The following is a 14,849-nucleotide window of genomic DNA, read 5'->3' as shown; positions in this document are numbered from 1 at the left end:
TGCTCCCGCCGGGCGGGGGAGGGGGGCCGCGGCCCCCCGGCGCCGGGCCGGCCGGGGAGGGAGGCGGCGCCGGGATGGGCGGCTGCCGGGCGGGCGCCGGCGCAGGGCCGGCCAGCGCCGCCACGGCCGCGGCCTCCAGCGCCTGCCGGCGCGACAGCGGCGGCAACAGGCCCGGCAGCCGCTGCGCCAGCATGCTCTTGCCCGCCCCCGGGGGGCCCACCATCAGCAGGCTGTGGCCGCCGGCGGCCGCCACTTCCAGTGCGCGGCGCGCCGCCGGCTGGCCACGCACGTCGGACAGGCAAGGCACGGGCGGCGGCTCGGGCCAGGGCGCCGGCACCGCGTCGGGCAGGGCATGCGCGCCCGTGATGTGCGCCGCCACGTCCGCCAGGCTGCGGGCCGACAGCACGCGCAGGCCGGGCACCCAGGCCGCCTGCTCCGCGCTGCCCGCGGGCAGGACGAGCGTCGCGTCGGGCTGATCGCGCGCCACGCCCAGCGCGATCAGCAGCGGCGCCGTGACAGGCGTCAGCGCGCCGGTCAGCGACAGCTCGCCCGCCAGGACCAGGCGCGCCAGCATGGACTCGGACGCCGGCATGGCGGATGGCTTGCCGCCCGCGTCGCCTGCGGATGGAGGCTCCGGCAACTGCCCCGATGCCAGCAGCAGCCCCAGCGCGATCGGCAGGTCGAAGCGGCCCGATTCCTTGGGCAGGTCGGCCGGCGACAGGTTGACGGTGATGCGGCCTGCAGGAAACTCGAAGCCGCTGTTGATGATGGCGGCGCGCACCCGTTCGCGGCTTTCCCGCACGCCGGCGTCGGGCAGGCCGACCACGTTGAAGCCCGGCAGTCCCGGGCCGAGATGGGTCTCGACCCGCACGACATGGGCATGGGCGCCGCTGAGCGCGCGGCTGGCGAGTACGGCAAGGGACAAGGCGGCCTCCGATCACGGTCAGCGGCAGGCCAGTATGCCCAAATGCCGACGGCCGCCCGAGGGCGGCCGTGCTGGAAATATCCCGCCCTTGAAGGGCGGGCCCTGCCTGAACCTACTTGCTCAGGGCCGACAGGCGCTCTTCCAGTTGCTGCACCTGCGCCGCCAGCTGGTCGACGCGGGCGCGGGTGCGCGCCAGCAGGTCGGCCTGCACGTCGAATTCCTCGCGCGTGACGAGGTCCATCTTGGTGAAGGCCTGGGCCATCATCGCGCGCACGCTCTTCTCGACATCCGCGGCGGGGCTGCGTGCGATCAGGTCGGAAATGTTCTTCTGGATGTCTTCCATCCATTGAGTGCGGGAATTCATGGCAGTACTCCTTGTTGTTGCCTGGCTGGCTCCAGTGTAGTGCGTCCGGACGGACTGCGCCCGCCGGCGCGGAGCAGGCCGCGATGGATTCCGGCGGCCTGGCGTGGACGCTGCGCAAAAAAAAGGGCGGACCGCATGCGGTGACCGCCCACAAAGCACAGGAGAAAACCGGGCCGCCTCGCGGCAGCCCCCTACCAACATCGTTACGGGCAACCCATCTGGGTGGCCGATTGCGCGAACAGGTCGCTGGCCTGCTTGCACTGGGAGGCAAGCTGGGTCTTGTCGGTGACGGCGGCCCACTGCGCCTTGGCGGCTTCCATCTGCTGCTTGAAGCTGGCTACGGCCGGGTTGCCATTGCCCAGCTTGTCCATGCAAGCGTTGACCTTGGCCACGTAGGCTTCGCATTCCGCGGGCGCGGCGGCCGACGAGGAAGGCGCCGGCATCGAAGCGGCCGGCGGCGTGGTGGAAGACGACGATGCGGGCGCGGACGTGGACGGCGCCGCAGGCGTGGCGGCCTTGTCGTCCTTCTTGTCGCAACCCGCCATCAGGACGGCGGCGGCAGCCAGCGCGAGAATGCCCAGGGTCTTGCGTTCGATATTCATGAATTCCTCTTTCTTGCTTGTTTCTTGTAGAGAGGGCCGCCACGCCGGACGCCTTGTGCGGCCCCATTCAAGCCCGTGTCAGGCACAGGCTGGATCCGATTCTTGAGCAGGCGCGGTGCGGCCACAAGCGGCTGCGTGTAAACCCTCGTATCAACGCTTGGCCCCAATTTCCATACATCGGCAACACCGGGAACCCGCCCGACAAGGGCCCGGCCGACCCCAGGCGCGCGCCTCGCGGCGACGGGCTTTCTGCCCGCCACGCCGCGCCCGGCCTAGCGGCCGCCGTTGCATCGAAGCCCGCCCGCATGCCCACGGCGCGATGAATCGCAACAGTGGCCTGGGCATATCGTCATAACCCGTCACGGCACCGGCGAAGCTGCAATTGGCAACAACCAGCGCGCCGGAAACACGTTTGGTTTCATCCCTCACCCTGCTCGCCGCCATGCACCAATTCGAGGCTGACAGCCGTGCGTCGACGCACTATATTGGTGCAGCCAGGCACAAGCTGCGCGCCTGCGCGCCCTCTTTCCGGGTATCTCCGGACATGGCATGGAACTTGCTTGATTGACGAGGCCAACGTGCAACCATGAGAGGAAATGCCATGAAACTCATCATCGCCATCATCAAGCCCTTCAAGCTCGACGAGGTGCGTGTGGCTCTGTCCGGAATCGGGGTCCAGGGTCTCACGGTTACCGAAGTCAAAGGTTTCGGCCGCCAGAAGGGCCATACCGAGCTCTACCGCGGCGCCGAATACGCCGTCGATTTCCTGCCCAAACTGCGCGTCGAAGCCGCCGTGCCCGACCATTTGGTCGACCAAGTGATCGAGGCCATCGAAATGGCCGCCCGCACCGGCAAGATCGGCGACGGCAAGATCTTTGCCGCCCCGCTGGAACAAGTGATCCGTATCCGCACAGGCGAAGCGGGCGAAGCCGCGCTGTAAACAAATAAAGCAAGATTCATCGGAGCCTGAAAATGGATAAAGCAGATATCTCCTGGTTGCTCGTCTCTACCCTGCTTGTGTTGATGATGGCGGTGCCTGGCCTGGCGATGTTCTATGGCGGCCTGGTACGCAGCAAGAACGTACTCTCGGTGCTGCTGCAAGTGCTGTGTACCTTCGTGCTGGGCCTGGTGCTCTGGTTCATCTACGGCTATTCCCTCGCCTTCACCGAAGGCAATGCCTTCTTCGGCGGGCTGTCGCGCGCCTTCTTCTCCGGCATGTTCACGCCAGCGGACGGCAAGTACGCCATGTCGAACTCGCTCACCGAGCTGCTGTTCGCCTCGTTCCAGGCCACCTTCGCCGGCATCACCTGCGCGCTGGTCGTGGGCAGCTTCGCCGAACGCGCCCGCTTCTCGGCGGTGCTGGTCTTCACGGTGATCTGGTTCACCTTCGCCTACGTGCCCATCGCCCACATGGTCTGGTTCGCGTCCGAAACCGCGCCCGGCCTGCTCAATGCGCGCGGCGCGCTGGACTTCGCCGGCGGCACGGTGGTGCACATCAACGCCGGCGTGGCCGGCCTGGTCGGCGCCTATGTGATCGGCAAGCGCGTGGGCTACGGCCGCGAAGCCATGCAGCCGCACAACCTGCCCATGACCTTCGTCGGCGCCGCGCTGCTGTGGGTGGGCTGGTTCGGCTTCAACGCCGGCTCTGCCCTGGCCGCCAACGAGAACGCCACGCTGGCCTTCTTCAACACCATGATCGCGACCGCCGGCGCCGTGCTGGCCTGGCTGATCACCGAATGGAGCATCAAGGGCAAGCCGTCCATGCTGGGCGCGGCCTCGGGCGCGGTGGCCGGCCTGGTCGGCATCACCCCGGCCGCCGGCCTGGTGGGTCCGGCCGGTGCGCTGGTCATCGGCGTGATCGCCGGCGTGGTCTGCGTCTGGGGCGTGAATGGCCTGAAGCGCATCCTGCGCGCCGACGACTCGCTGGACGTGTTCGGCGTGCACGGCGTGGGCGGCATCGTCGGCGCGCTGCTGACCGGCGTGTTCAATGCCCAGGCCCTCGGCGGCCCCGGCCTGGCCGAGCCCGGCATGATCGCCCATCAGCTCTGGGTGCAGCTCGAAGGCGTGCTGCTGACCATCGTCTGGTCCGGCGTGGTGGCCCTGATCGCCTACAAGATCGCCAACGCCCTGTGCGGCCTGCGCGTGCCGGAAGACCAGGAACGCGAAGGGCTGGACGTCACCAGCCACGGCGAATCGGCCTACCACAGCTGATCCTGCCCGCCCGGCGCGCGCCGGGCGCATCGCAGACAAAAAAGCCCGGAACCTCGCGGTTCCGGGCTTTTTCATTCGGAAGGCGCCAAAGGCGTCCCGGAAACAGGATCAGCCGGGGCCCAGCGCGTCCAGATCCACCGGCAAGGCGCGATTCAGCGCGCTGGCCACCTTGATCCGCAAGGCATTGGAATGGGCGCGGCGCACTTCGCGCTTGACGTCCAGCAGCTGCTGCGGGTGCATGGAGAACTCGGTCAGGCCCAGGCCCAGCAGCAGCCGGGTCATGCGCGAATCGCCGGCCATCTCGCCGCAGACCGCCACCGGCTTGCCGGCGCGCTCGCCGGCGTTGATGGTGTTCGCGACCAGGCGCAGCACCGCCGGATGCAGCGGGTCGTACAGGGACGCCACGTCGTGGTCGCCGCGGTCGATCGCCAGCGTGTACTGGATCAGGTCGTTGGTACCGATGGACAGGAAATCCAGCGCCTGGGCGAAAGGCTCGATGGCGATGGCGATGGCCGGCACCTCGACCATGGCGCCCACTTCCATGTGGGCCGCATAGGCCTGCCCGCGCGCGTCGAGTTCACGCCGCGCGGCCTCGATGGCGGCCTTGGTGGCGACCACTTCGTGCATATGGGCGATCATCGGGATCAGCAGGCGCACCGGCCCGTGGGCCGAGGCGCGCAGGATGGCGCGCAATTGCGTGGCGAACATCTCGGGGCGCGCCAGGCAGTAACGGATGGCGCGCTGGCCCAGCGCGGGGTTGGTGGCCACCGTGGCCTCGCCGTCCAGCGTCTTGTCCGCGCCGATGTCCAGCGTGCGGATGGTGACAGGACGGCCCGCCATCACCTTCACCACCGAGGCATAGGCTTCGTATTGCTCTTCCTCGCCCGGCAGGTCCGCGCGGCCCATGAACAGGAACTCGCTACGGAACAGGCCGATGCCGTGCGCGCCGGACGCCAGCGCCAGCGCGGCCTCCTCGGGCAGTTCGATATTGGCGTGCAGCACCACGTCGATGCCGTCCAGCGTGACCGAGGGCACGTCGCGCAGCAGGCTCAGCTCGGCGCGCTCGTCGGCGTAGGCGGACTGGCGGCGGCGGTATTCCTGCAGGATGCGCGGCGAGGGATTCACCACCACGGCGCCCGAAGCGCCGTCGATGATCAGCGTGTCGCCATCGCGCACCAGCTCGCGCACGTTGCCCAGGGCCACCACCGCCGGCACGCCCATGCTGCGGGCCACGATGGCGGTATGGGACGTGGGGCCGCCCAGGTCGGTGACGAAGGCGGCGAAGCGGCCGCCGCGCAGACGCAGCATGTCGGCGGGCGAAATATCGTGCGCCACGACGATCAGGGCTTCATCGCCGTCCACATGACCCATGTCCGGCAGCATGGCGGATGTGCCGGCCAGCACGTGCAGCACGCGTTCGATGACCTGGCGCACATCGGCGCCGCGCTCGCGCAGGTACTCGTCTTCCATGGCGTCGAACTGCTGGCCCAGGATCTGGCCCTGCGTGGTCAGCGCCCATTCGGCGTTGTAGTGCCGCTCGGCGATCAGCGCCAGCGTCTGCTCGGCCAGCAGCGGGTCGCCCAGCAGCAGGCTGTGGACGTTGAGCATGGCGCCCAGCTCGCGCGGGGCGTCGGCCGGCAGGGTATCGGCCAGCAGCAGCAATTCCTGCTGCGCATCAGCCAGCGCCTGGGTCAGGCGGCTGCTTTCGGCGGCGATGTCTTCCGGCGCGATGCGGTAATGCGCCACTTCGAGCGCCGCGGCGCCCATGACCACGGCGCGCCCGATGGCGTAGCCGCGGGCCACGCCCTTGCCGTACAGACAGACGACGGGGCTGGCAGCGCCAGCCCCGGACGGGACGTCCCCCTGGGACGTGACGGCCCCGGCCCGGGCAGCGCCCGAGCCGGCCGGTTCAGAGGACGTTCTATTCCTGCTCACCGAATTTGCTGTCAAACAGGGTTTCGATTTCGGAAAGGGCCAGCTCGGCATCGGCGCCGGAGGCTTCCAGGCGGACCGTCACGCCCAGACCGGCCGCCAGCATCATGACGCCCATGATGCTCTTGGCATTGACGCGCTGCGCGCCTCGCGAAATGAAGATCTCGCTGGAGAACCTGCTGGCCAGCTGCGTCAGTTTGGCGGCCGCCCGGGCATGCAGGCCCAGCTTGTTGCTGATGACGATATCGGTATTGGGCATAGGGATCTTGGTGTCTGCGGCTGTCCGGTATCAGTGTCGGTCGCGGCGGGATGCCCCGCCCCGCGCCGGCTGAAATATTACGCCCGAATGATAGGGCATATTCTTAGCCGTCAGTCTACACGCAAGACGCCCTGCACTCCCCCGGCCAGCGCTTTTTCGCGCGTCTCGGCCAGCGGCAGGTTGCGGTAGGTCAGCGCCCGCAGCAGCATCGGCGTGTTCAGGCCGGCCAGCACGCAGCACTGGATGCCCTGCGCCTGGGCATCGGCCACCGCGCGCTTGGCGATGTTGGCCGGCGTGGCGCCGATCAGGTCGGTCAGCACCAGCACGCCGCCGCCCAGCTCCTGGTCCAGGATGTCCTTGAGCCCCGCCGGCGCCAGGTCATCAGGCAGGTCTTCCGGCTGGATGTCGTGGATGGCCAGCATGCCGTCCAGGTTGCCCATCACGTGGCTGGCGCAATCCCGCATCGCAGCGCCGAGCGGCGCGTGGACGACAATGACAATACCCGTGGTCATGGCAGCAATCCCGCGGCCTCAGGCCGCTGCTTTCTCGAGCGCCTGCGCGAACATGCCGGCGACGTCGAAGCCGGTCTGTTCGGCGATCTCCACGAAACAGGTGGGGCTGGTGACGTTGACCTCGGTGACGTAGTCGCCGATGACGTCCAGGCCGACCAGCAGCAGGCCGCGAGCGGCCAGCTTGGGCGCTACCGCCTCGGCGATCTCGCGGTCGCGCGGCGACAGGGGCTGGGCCACGCCACGTCCGCCGGCCGCCAGGTTGCCGCGCGTCTCGCCGGCCAGCGGAATGCGGGCCAGGCAGTACGGCACGGGCTCGCCGCCGATCAGCAGGATGCGCTTGTCGCCCTTGACGATCTCGGGGATGTAGCGCTGCGCCATGATGGTGCGCGCGCCGTTGTCGGTCAGCGTTTCCAGGATGGCGTTGAGGTTGGGATCCTTGGGCTGCAGCCGGAACACGCCGGTGCCGCCCATGCCGTCCAGCGGCTTGACGATCACGTCCTGGTGCTTGTCGTGGAAGGCTTTCAGGCGGGCCATGTTGCGGGTCACCAGCGTGGGCGCGGTGAACTCGCTGATTTCGGTGATGGCCAGCTTTTCCGGGTGATTGCGGATGGCCGCGCCGGTGTTGAAGACCTTGGCGCCCTGCTGCTGGGCGTATTCCAGCAGGTGGGTGGAATACACGTATTCCATGTCGAAGGGCGGGTCCTTGCGCATGATGATCGCGCCCAGGTCGGCCAGGCGCACATCCCGGGCCTCGGCTTCGCGCCACCAGTCATGGCCGTGCAGGTCCGCCCCGTCGACCAGCTCGATGGGCGTGGCCACGGCGCGGACGGCGCCTTCCTCGATATACAGGTCGCCCTGCATGGCCACGCTGAGCGTATGCCCGCGCGCGACCAGCGCGCGCATCATGGCGACCGAACTGTCCTTGTACGCCTTCAAGAGCGGCAAGGGATCCAAAACGAACAAAACGTGCATCGCGACACCCTGAACGGACGCCGCCTTCCCTCGCGGGAAGGCGGCTTGATTGCTACATCGTAGCGCAGAGCCGCCCAATAAGCGAACCCGCCGGTCGTCCTGGCGGACGCGGCGGGTTCGTGACTTGCATTCGGGGCTGCCCCGGCCGGCTCCGGGCCGGCGTGAAACGCCGGTCAGGAACGCCGACCCGAAACGCCAGAGCCTCCCCGGAGGGAGGCTCTGTGGGACTCAGGCGGCCGATTCGGCCTTGCCCGCAGGGGCGGCCTTCTTCTTCGGCGCCAGCACCATGACCATCTGACGGCCTTCGAGCTTCGGCATGGCTTCGACCTGGGCCAGTTCGACCAGATCGTCGCGCACGCGCTCAAGTACCCGCATGCCCAGTTCCTGGTGAGCCATTTCACGGCCACGGAACCGCAGCGTCACCTTGGCCTTGTCGCCTTCCTCGAGGAAGCGGCGCAGGTTGCGCAGCTTGACCTGGTAGTCGCCCTCGTCGGTGGCCGGACGGAATTTGACTTCCTTGACCTGGATGACCTTCTGCTTCGAACGAGCTTCGGCTTGACGCTTCTGCTCTTGGTACTTGAACTTACCGTAGTCCATCAAACGGCAGACCGGCGGCTCGGCGTTCGGCGCGATTTCCACCAGATCCACGTCGCTTTGCTCGGAAAGACGGAAGGCGTCGGCGATCTTGACGATGCCCAGCTGTTCTCCGTCCAGACCTATCAGGCGCACCTCGGGGACGCGGATTTCACCGTTGATGCGATTGGCTTTTTCAGTGGCGATGTTGAAAGTTCCTATAAATGTTAAGCAGCACTGCTGTCGGGGTGAACAACGTCGCGGCGGGTGGAAACGTCCTCGGACAGGCGCGCGACGAAGTCGTCGAAGGCGATTGCGCCGAGATCCAGTCCGCCCAGGCCGCGTACGGCGACGGTGCCATTTTGCTTCTCCTTGTCGCCGACGACGAGGATGTACGGCACCTTTTGCAGGCTGTGCTCCCGGATTTTACGAGTGATTTTTTCACCGCGCAAATCCGATTCAACCCTAAAGCCTTGTTTTTTCAGGCTTTGCGCAATTTGAGCCGCATAATCAGCCGAAGGCTCGGAAATGCAGCACACCACGGCCTGCACCGGAGCCAGCCAGGGCGGCATCGCGCCGGCGTGGTTTTCGATCAGCATGCCGATGAAACGCTCGAGCGAACCCAGGATCGCGCGGTGCAGCATGACCGGCGGACGGCGCTGGTCGTTCTGGTCCACGTACTCGGCGCCCAGGCGCACGGGCATGGAGAAGTCGACCTGGATCGTGCCGCACTGCCAGTGGCGGCCGATGGCGTCCTTCAGCGTGTACTCGACCTTCGGGCCATAGAAGGCGCCCTCGCCCGGCGAGATCTCGAATTCGCAGCCGGTGCGGCGCAGGCTTTCCATCAGCGCCGATTCGGCCGTGTCCCAGACCTCGTCCGAGCCGATGCGCTTCTCGGGGCGCGTGGCGACCTTGTACAGCACCTCGGTGAAGCCGAAGTCGCGATAGACCTTCTGCAGCAGGGCCGTGAAGTCGGCGCACTCGTCCTGCAGCTGTTCCTCGGTACAGAAGATGTGGCCGTCGTCCTGCGTGAAGCCGCGCACGCGCATCATGCCGTGCAGCGAGCCGGACGGCTCGTTGCGGTGGCACTGGCCGAACTCGCCATAGCGCAGCGGCAGCTCGCGGTACGAATGCAGGCCGGCGTTGAAGATCTGCACGTGTCCCGGGCAGTTCATGGGCTTCAGGCCGTAGACGCGGTTCTCGGACTCCGTCGTGAACATGTTTTCACGGTAGTTGTCCCAGTGGCCCGTCTTCTTCCACAGCGAGATGTCGAGGATCTGCGGCGCCTTCACTTCCTGGTAGCCGTTGTCGCGGTAGACGCCGCGCATGTACTGCTCGACCTGCTGCCACAGCGACCAGCCCTTGGGGTGCCAGAAGATCAGGCCCGGGGCTTCGTCCTGGAAGTGGAACAGGTCGAGTTCGCGGCCGATCTTGCGGTGGTCGCGGCGCTCGGCCTCTTCCAGCATGTGCAGGTAGGCGTCCTGCTCGTCCTTGGTGGCCCAGGCCGTGCCGTAGATGCGCTGGAGCATCTCGTTCTTGCTGTCGCCGCGCCAGTAGGCGCCGGCCACCTTCATCAGCTTGAAGACCTTGAGCTTGCCCGTGGACGGCACGTGCGGGCCGCGGCACAGGTCGATGAACTCGCCCTCGCGGTACAGGCTCAGCGTCTCGTTGGACGGGATCGAGGCGATGATCTCGGCCTTGTACTTTTCACCGATGCTCTTGAAGAACTCGACGGCGTCGTCGCGCGACCATTCCTCGCGCGTCACGATCTCGTCCTTCTTGGACAGCTCGGCCATCTTCTTCTCGATGGCGGCCAGGTCTTCCGGCGTGAAGGGGCGCTTGTACGAGAAGTCGTAGTAGAAGCCGTTGTCGATCACGGGGCCGATGGTGACCTGCGCGTCCGGGAACAGCGACTTGACCGCGTAGGCCAGCAGGTGCGCCGTGGAATGGCGGATCAGGTCCAGGCCGTCGGCGTCCTTGGCGGTGACGATGGCCAGGCTCGCGTCGGACTCGATGCGGTAGCTGGTGTCGACCAGCTTGGACTCGGCGCCGTCGAACGCCACGCGGCCGCCCAAGGCGGCCTTGGCCAGGCCCGTGCCGATCGACTGCGCGACGTCGGCGACCGTGACCGGCCCCGGATACTGGCGCTGCGAACCATCGGGCAATGTGATCTGTACCATCGGGAGTGCTTCCTGGGTTCTGAAAACGAAAGGGGGTATGCGGAAAACGCGGAAACGAAAAACGCGGCCTATGCCGCGTTTTCTGGATTTGTCTTGCTATGAGCTTTACCGCCGACTTGCCACGGTGAAACCCGACGCACGAAAAAACTTAACGCGACATAGGGCGAAAGTTCCAAGTAGTAGTTCGTGCCTGCGGGAAAAACATGATGTCGGGACCGGTTTGGGGCTTGGACTCGGACTGGCCCTGGCTGGACCTATCCTGAGTTGGACGTTGCCGATTGTAGCACCGTTTGCGCGCATTTCGTGACATTTGCGCGACAGTGTCGGCGCCAAACAGGCCCTGCCCGCCCCTCCGCCCGGCAAGGCTCACTTGCCCAAGCCAACCTTGCCGACGCCGCCCTTGCGCAGCGGCGCCAGCAGCTCGGCCAGGCCGTTGTGGTCCAGCTCGTGCATCAGCGCCAGCAGCCGGCCCAGCTCGCCGGGCGGAAAGCCCTTGCGCGCGAACCAGGCCAGGTACGGCCCCGGCAGGTCGGCGATCAGCCTGCCCTGGTACTTGCCGAAGGGCATGGTCCGCGTGACCAGCAGCGACAGCAGTTCGGGATCCATCAGGCCTCGCCCCCGGCCGCGAAATCGATGGCGGCGGCCGGCAGCGCCTGGATCCGCACGCCGAAACTGCTGATCGCCGGCAGCGTGGCATTGTGATGCTCGCGGATGCGGGCGCCGGACGCGTGCGGCTTGTCGTGGGTGGTGTGGGCGTCGGCCGCCAGCGTCACGGGCAGGCCCAGGCCGGCCGCGCGGCGCACGGTGGTGTCCACGCAGAATTCGGTGGCATAGCCGCAGATCACCAGGCGCGACACGCCGGCCGCCTTCAGTTCGTCGGACAGGGTCGTGCGCAGGAACGAGTCGGGCGTGGTCTTGCGCACGCGCCTGTCGTCGGGCGCCGGCGCGAGCCGCAGGTCCAGGTCCACGCCAGGCTGGCCGGCGGCCATCGCCCCTACTCGGGTTTCGTGCTGGACATAGATGACCGGCGCGCCGGCGGCGCGGGCGCGGTCGGCCAGCGCATTGATGCGCTCGAGCACGGCGGCGGCATCGGCCGGCGGCGGCGAGGTCTCGAACAGGGCGCGTTGCACGTCGATCACGATCAGGGCGGAAGTCACGGTGGCTCCGGAAGGGTCGGAAAAAATGGAAGGGGCCAGTCTACCTTGCGCAAGTCCGGGCGCATCGCTCTTGCCGGCCCGCCGCCGGCATGCGTCAGCGATGCCAAGGGCGCAAGCCGCAAGCCACTGCGATCAACCGCAATCAGCCGCGCCGCCCACTGGCGGCCAGGTGCGCGCGTAGATCCAGAAGTGGCGCGATGCGCCGGCGACCTCGCGATAGGCGTGCAACAGCCCTTCGCGCTGGAAGCCGCAGCGTTCCAGCACCCGCAGCGAGGCCTGGTTGGTGTCGAGCACCGTGGCCTGGATGCGGGCATAGCCCAGGTCCCGCAAGGCCCACTCGGCCAGCTTGCGGCAGGCCTCGCTGGCGACGCCCCTGCCCCAATACGTCGGCGCCAGGTCGTAGGCGATCTCGGCGCGCCGATGCGGGATGGAGATTTCGTTCAGACCGATCGTGCCGACCAGCCTGTCGTCCGGCCCGGCGATCGCCAGCCGCATGCTGTTGGAACGCGCCGGCTCGGCATAGGCGCGGATCAGCGCCGACAGCGTGGCCGGGCCATCGAGCCGCCAGCTGGTGTGGCGCGTCACTTCCTCCAGGCGCAGGTAGTCGTGCCAATCATCGGCATCGGCATCGCGCATGGCGCGCAGGCGCAGCCCGGGCAGGTCCAGCTCGGGCAGGTTCAGGTCGTATCGTTCAGGGGGATAGGGGCGCATCGGGTTCGGCGGACTGGCGTGGCGCCAGGGCCGCGACATGGCGCAGCTTATCAGGGTTGCGCACCATGTAGACCGCCACGATCCGGCCATCCTCGATGTCCAGCGATATCGAGCGCGGCAGGCCGTCGGCCTCGGTGCCCAGCACGGCGGGCATGCCGTTCAGGCGCACCACGGCCGCGCCCAGCAGCTTGCCGCCCGGCTTGCCCGCGATGCCCGCGAAGAAGCGCGCCACCTTGTCGCCGCCCATGACCGGCCGCAGCGTGGCGGCCTTCTTGCCGCCGCCGTCCGAATGCAGCACGGCGTCGTCGGCCAGCAGTTGCCGCAAGGCGCCCAGGTCGCCTTCGCGCGACGCCTGCAGGAAGGCCTCGGCGATGCGCAGGCCGTCCTGCTCGGTGGCGGCGAAGCGCGGCCGCGCCTCGCGCACGCGGTCGCGCGCGCGCAAAGCCAGCTGACGACAGGCGGCCTCGTTGCGCCCCAGCGTCCGGGCGACCTCCGAGTAAGGCAGGTCGAAGACATCGTGCAACAGGAAGGCGGCGCGCTCGGGCGCCGACAGCCGCTCCAGCGCCAGCATCAGCGCCACCGACAGATCGTGCGCCAGCGCGCCCTCGCCCAGCCCGCCGTACAGGCCGGCGTCGGGCAGCGGCTCGGGCAGCCACGGGCCGACGTATTCCTCGCGGCGCGCGCGGGCCGACTTGATGTGGTCCAGGCACAGGCGGGTCACGGTGCGCGACAGATAGGCGCGCGGCGCGTCGACCTGCGCGCGGTCGACGTCCCGCCAGCGCAGCCAGGCCTCCTGCACCATGTCCTCCGCCTCGGACCATGAGCCCAGCATGCGGTAGGCCAGCCCTTGCAGGACGCGGCGATGGGGCTCGAAATCGGCGACGTCGTCGCCTGCGGTCAGTGCGCTCATGCTGGGCGTCGGCCTTCGGTCTTTGGGATGCACGGAACGGAAACCGACGGCGATGCGGTTCCAGCCGTTGATCATGTTGATGACCAGCGTCAGATTAACCCGCTCCTCTTCGCTGAAGTGGCGTGCCAGCTCGTCGTAGTCGGCGTCGGGCGCGCCGGTGTCCGGCAGCCGGGTCAGCGCTTCGGTCCAGGCCAGGGCGGCGCGCTCGCGGCCGGAATACAGCGAGGACTCGCGCCAGGCCGGCAGCAGGTAGATGCGCATCTCGGTCTCGCCCAGCTTGCGGGCGTCGCTGCAGTGCATGTGGATGCAATAGGCGCAGCCATTGATCTGCGAGGAACGGATCTTGACCAGCTCGATCAGGCTCTTTTCCAGGCCGCAATGCTCGGCGGCCTCGGTCAAGGCCAGCATGGCCTTCACGGCCTTGGGCGCGGCGGTATAGGGATTCAGGCGGGCGGTGCTCATGATGGTCTCTCTCTGCTCATGCGGTTGGGAAAGGGCTCGGGCGTCCGTTGCGAAGCGCCGTCGTGCATAAGACGAGACAGCCGGCCGCCGCGTGACAGCCGGCCGCCGGAAAATTGTAAAAATTATTGCCGCGGCGGCGCCGCCCCGCCGCTATGGACGCCTGCGATACCCGGCCCTAGCCTTCCTCGACGATGCGCGGCTCGCACAGCACGGGGAAATTCACCGAATTGGCGATGAAGCAGAAATGATGCGCACGCTCGTGCAGCGCAACGGCCAGCGCGGTGTCCGAGCCTGGCGCCACGCCGACGACGGGCCGCAGCACCACCCGCGTGAACGCCCCGCCGCGCTCGGGATCCTCGGCCATCAGGCCCTCGGCCTCGTCGCGGTACGACAGCACGCGCACGCCCTCGACGGCGCACAGGTGCAGGTACCAGAGCTTGTGGCAGGCCGACAGCGACCCGACCAGCAGGTCTTCCGGATTCCAGCGCGTCTGGTCGCCCCGGAACGCGGGATCCGATGAGCCGGCGATGTCGGGCTTGCCCTCGGCCTGGATCTGGTGGTTGCGCGAATAGGACTTGTAGTCGGACGTGCCGGAGCCGGTGTTGCCGGTCCATTCCACGCGGACGAGGTAGCGGTGTTCGCCGTTCATTGCGATGATGCGCCTGTCGGATGAAGGGCAGGACAGCGTAACGCAAGCCGCCGCGCGCCGTCTCGTCTTACATCCCGTTTCAGCGGCCCGCGGCTTGCGTCCGTATCGTGGGCCGGTTTTACCAAACAGGAGCTCGCCATGATGATCAAGACCACCCTGACCTGCGCCCTGACGCTAGCCTTCCTGACCGCCTGCGCCCCGTCGCGCAACGCCCCCCCCGTCGACAGCCACACCGCGCGCGACTCCCTGGACTGGGCCGGCAGCTACGAAGGCGTGCTGCCCTGCGCCGACTGCCCGGGCATCCGCACGCGCGTGACCCTGTCCGACGACGGCCGCTACGAAAAGCAGACCCAGTACCTGGACCGCCAGCCCCAGCCCGAAGTCGTGGCCGGCACCTTTTCGTGGGAATCCGACGGCAGCACCATTCGCC

At 67.9% G+C, this 14,849-nt stretch carries 17 protein-coding genes and 1 pseudogene; 3 read left to right on the top strand and 15 right to left on the bottom strand.

Translation table 11 applies throughout. The features are described 5' to 3' along the window. The 3 genes from KDH83_RS24180 to KDH83_RS24170 form a co-directional block, all read right to left on the bottom strand. The coding region (locus KDH83_RS24180; RefSeq protein ID WP_212320562.1) for a magnesium chelatase domain-containing protein at positions 1-925 on the bottom strand (925 nt) is incomplete at its 3' end. 112 nt (positions 926-1,037) lie between these two features. After that, positions 1,038-1,289, bottom strand: a complete 252-nt coding sequence (locus tag KDH83_RS24175; protein WP_212320561.1) for an accessory factor UbiK family protein — start codon at positions 1,287-1,289, stop codon at positions 1,038-1,040. 203 nt (positions 1,290-1,492) lie between these two features. Then, on the bottom strand, positions 1,493-1,891 hold the full coding sequence (locus KDH83_RS24170) for a DUF5339 family protein (RefSeq protein WP_212320560.1): 399 nt from the start codon (positions 1,889-1,891) through the stop codon (positions 1,493-1,495). A gap of 601 nt (positions 1,892-2,492) precedes the next feature. Between KDH83_RS24170 and KDH83_RS24165 the strand changes: the two genes are divergently transcribed. Together KDH83_RS24165 and amt are read left to right on the top strand one after the other, a co-directional pair. Further along, a complete protein-coding gene (locus KDH83_RS24165; protein ID WP_043545226.1) occupies positions 2,493-2,831 on the top strand; it encodes a P-II family nitrogen regulator in 339 nt (112 codons plus the stop codon). 32 nt (positions 2,832-2,863) lie between these two features. Continuing rightward, positions 2,864-4,102 (top strand): ammonium transporter, encoded by a 1,239-nt coding sequence (amt, locus tag KDH83_RS24160; protein ID WP_103273808.1) that lies wholly within the window; start codon positions 2,864-2,866, stop codon positions 4,100-4,102. A gap of 108 nt (positions 4,103-4,210) precedes the next feature. Here the strand turns inward: amt and ptsP are convergent, their stop codons facing one another. From ptsP to KDH83_RS24100, 12 genes and pseudogenes are all read right to left on the bottom strand, one after another. Continuing rightward, positions 4,211-5,920, bottom strand: coding sequence for a phosphoenolpyruvate--protein phosphotransferase (ptsP, locus tag KDH83_RS24155; RefSeq protein ID WP_283093845.1), 1,710 nt, complete (start codon positions 5,918-5,920; stop codon positions 4,211-4,213). 103 nt (positions 5,921-6,023) lie between these two features. Further along, positions 6,024-6,293, bottom strand: coding sequence for an HPr family phosphocarrier protein (locus KDH83_RS24150; protein WP_212320559.1), 270 nt, complete (start codon positions 6,291-6,293; stop codon positions 6,024-6,026). Between the two features lie 110 nt (positions 6,294-6,403). Next, positions 6,404-6,805, bottom strand: coding sequence for a PTS mannose transporter subunit IIA (locus tag KDH83_RS24145; protein ID WP_212320558.1), 402 nt, complete (start codon positions 6,803-6,805; stop codon positions 6,404-6,406). Between the two features lie 18 nt (positions 6,806-6,823). After that, entirely contained in the window at positions 6,824-7,777 is a 954-nt protein-coding gene (gene gshB, locus KDH83_RS24140; protein WP_212320557.1) for a glutathione synthase, read from the bottom strand. Positions 7,778-8,005: 228 nt separating this feature from the next. Further along, on the bottom strand, positions 8,006-8,572 hold the full coding sequence (infC, locus tag KDH83_RS24135; protein ID WP_199771040.1) for a translation initiation factor IF-3: 567 nt from the start codon (positions 8,570-8,572) through the stop codon (positions 8,006-8,008). A 5-nt stretch (positions 8,573-8,577) separates the two neighbouring features. Continuing rightward, positions 8,578-10,530, bottom strand: a complete 1,953-nt coding sequence (thrS, locus tag KDH83_RS24130) for a threonine--tRNA ligase (RefSeq protein WP_212320556.1) — start codon at positions 10,528-10,530, stop codon at positions 8,578-8,580. 366 nt (positions 10,531-10,896) lie between these two features. Next, positions 10,897-11,136 (bottom strand): DUF3820 family protein, encoded by a 240-nt coding sequence (locus KDH83_RS24125; protein ID WP_212320555.1) that lies wholly within the window; start codon positions 11,134-11,136, stop codon positions 10,897-10,899. After that, positions 11,136-11,687: a cysteine hydrolase family protein gene (locus tag KDH83_RS24120; RefSeq protein ID WP_212320554.1), complete on the bottom strand. Its 552-nt coding sequence runs from the start codon at positions 11,685-11,687 to the stop codon at positions 11,136-11,138. The genes KDH83_RS24125 and KDH83_RS24120 overlap by 1 nt, the downstream gene beginning before the upstream one ends. Positions 11,688-11,819: 132 nt before the next feature. After that, entirely contained in the window at positions 11,820-12,398 is a 579-nt protein-coding gene (locus tag KDH83_RS24115; protein WP_212320553.1) for a GNAT family N-acetyltransferase, read from the bottom strand. Next, positions 12,379-13,308: a sigma-70 family RNA polymerase sigma factor gene (locus KDH83_RS24110; RefSeq protein ID WP_212320563.1), complete on the bottom strand. Its 930-nt coding sequence runs from the start codon at positions 13,306-13,308 to the stop codon at positions 12,379-12,381. The genes KDH83_RS24115 and KDH83_RS24110 overlap by 20 nt, the downstream gene beginning before the upstream one ends. 189 nt (positions 13,309-13,497) lie before the next feature. Next, positions 13,498-13,770: pseudogene (locus tag KDH83_RS32890) on the bottom strand (carboxymuconolactone decarboxylase family protein); the annotation flags it as partial. Between the two features lie 175 nt (positions 13,771-13,945). Further along, a complete protein-coding gene (locus tag KDH83_RS24100; RefSeq protein WP_212320552.1) occupies positions 13,946-14,419 on the bottom strand; it encodes an OsmC family protein in 474 nt (157 codons plus the stop codon). Between the two features lie 141 nt (positions 14,420-14,560). On the opposite strand from KDH83_RS24100, the gene KDH83_RS24095 reads away from it, so the two are divergent. Beyond that, positions 14,561-14,849 (top strand): copper resistance protein NlpE (locus tag KDH83_RS24095; RefSeq protein WP_212320551.1); only part of this gene is annotated, 289 nt, incomplete at its 3' end.

The sequence above is a fragment of the Achromobacter sp. Marseille-Q0513 genome, assembly GCF_018195695.1.
In the GTDB taxonomy this organism is placed as follows: domain Bacteria; phylum Pseudomonadota; class Gammaproteobacteria; order Burkholderiales; family Burkholderiaceae_B; genus Achromobacter.
Note: the sequence above shows the minus strand (reverse complement) of the source record. Positions and strands in the feature narration are given on the sequence as shown.